General features: G+C 69.6%; 2 protein-coding genes and 1 pseudogene. All 3 read right to left on the bottom strand.

Going from position 1 to position 1,735, the window contains the following annotated elements:
* Positions 1-233 (bottom strand): annotated as a pseudogene (locus B8115_RS10620) (YcjX family protein); the annotation flags it as partial.
* Positions 234-259: 26 nt separating this feature from the next.
* Positions 260-1,438 carry an MFS transporter gene (locus B8115_RS10625; RefSeq protein WP_010627779.1) on the bottom strand — a complete coding sequence of 393 codons (1,179 nt, stop codon included), beginning with the start codon at positions 1,436-1,438 and terminating at the stop codon, positions 260-262.
* A gap of 19 nt (positions 1,439-1,457) precedes the next feature.
* On the bottom strand, positions 1,458-1,735 hold a 278-nt coding region (locus tag B8115_RS10630), incomplete at its 5' end, for a helix-turn-helix domain-containing protein (RefSeq protein ID WP_141638566.1).

Genomic DNA, 1,735 nt, shown 5'->3' on the forward strand with positions numbered 1-1,735 from the left:
CGGCACGCCGAGGTCGGGTTGGCTGACCCGGCGGCCCCCAGCAGCCGCCCTTCACGGGCGGCCGGCATCAGGTCGAGCCGCGCCTCGAGGCCGGCATGACGCAGTTGGTTGACCAGCGAGGTGAGAAAGGCGGTCTTGCCCGAGCGCGACAGGCCGGTGACCGCCAGCCGCAGCTGACGGTCGCGGCCGCGCTCGATCAGATTGGTCAGCTCCCGGGTGAGCGACTGGCGCATTGGCGAGGAATCCCTTCACAGCGGTGTCAGCCGCTAATGTGAGGGTCTTGGCGGCGTCTGGCAAGGCGTTGCCAGCCGAGCAGCATGATGGGAACCAGCGACAGTGGCACCAGCAGGGCGTTGAGCAGTGCCCAGCCGAGCTGGTTGACCAGCGGCCCGGCCAGCAGCGCGGTGACGGCCACGGTGGAGAAGACCAGGAACTCATTGGCAGCCTGGGTGCGGGCCTTCTCCACCGGCCGGTACGTCTCGGTGAGCAGTCCGGTGGCGGGCAGGAAGGTGAAGTTCCAGCCCAGCCCGAGCAGGATCAAGGCGAAATGGAAGCCCGCCACGCCGGCCTCGACCTGGGCGGCCAGGCCGCTTGCCGCCAGCAGCACGCAGCCGGCGGCGATCATGCGCGGTGCGCCGAAGCGAGCGGTCAGGTGCCCGGTGAAGAACGAGGGCAGGAACATCGCTACCACGTGCCACTGGATCGTGGTGGCGACATGGTCGAAGTGGTGGCCGGCGCCGGCCATGGCCAGCGGCGTGGCGGTCATCGCCAGGTTCATCACGCCGTAGCCGATCAGCGCCGAGAGCACCGCCACCACGAACACCGGCTGGCGCAGGATCTCGCCGAGCGGTCGCGGCTGGCCGTCGCCGTGGGTCTTCTCGGCCGGCGGCAGCCGGGTCGCCAGCAGTACCAGCAGGGCCACCAGGTAGAGCGCGCCCAGGCCGATGAAGCTGCCGAGGAAAGGCGTGACGGCCGCCTCGCGACTGATGCGGGCCAGCCACGGGCCGAAGAAGGCGGCCAGCACGCCGCCGCCCATGACCAGGCCGATGGCTCGGTCGCGCAGGGCCAGCGGTGCCGCTTCCACCGCGGCGAAGCGATACAGCTGGCCGAAGCCGATGCCGATGCCGATCAGCCAGGTGCCCAGCATGAACAGCGTAAAGGCCTCGGTCACCAGGGCCTGGGCGGCCACGACCACACCGGCCAGCCCCACCAGGTTGCCAAGCAGGAAGCCGCGCTTGCGCCCCAGATGCGCCATGATCAGCGAGGCGGGAATGGTGGCGCACATCAGCCCCAGCCACTGGGTGGCGACCGGCGCCGTGGACCAGGCCGGGTCGGGGGCAAGGCGTGCGCCGATCAGCGGCGAAACCGCGATCAGCAGGATGTTACCGCTCACCAGCAGGGCCTGGCACAGTGACAGCAGCATGACGTTGAAAGGCATGGTGGCCTCCTGGGGGCGTTCATCCATCGTTCGAGAGGGAAGGTGTGGCGGCTGTCGATGTAGCTGCTGTTGATGTCGCGTCTGTCGATGTAGTGACGGGGCCCTTGGGGCCGAAGCGCTGATAGTAGAGGCTGGGAGAAATACCGTAATGGCGCTGGAACAGCCGCCTCAGTTGCTCTGCGCCGCCCAGTCGCCACTGCTGAGCGAGGCGCGCCAGCGGCGGCGGCCGCTCGCTGGCCACCAGCGCCAGGCGGGCCTGCTCCAGGCGCAAACGGGTCAGGTAGGCACCGGGCGTGG

It is taken from the genome of Halomonas sp. KM-1, from assembly GCF_000246875.1.
GTDB lineage: Bacteria > Pseudomonadota > Gammaproteobacteria > Pseudomonadales > Halomonadaceae > Halomonas > Halomonas aerodenitrificans.

What these genes read in the sequence shown, in the direction of transcription:
- B8115_RS10625 (WP_010627779.1), bottom strand. Translation starts at nt 1,438, where the DNA reads ATGCCTTTCAACGTCATGCTGCTGTCACTGTGCCAGGCCCTGCTGGTG.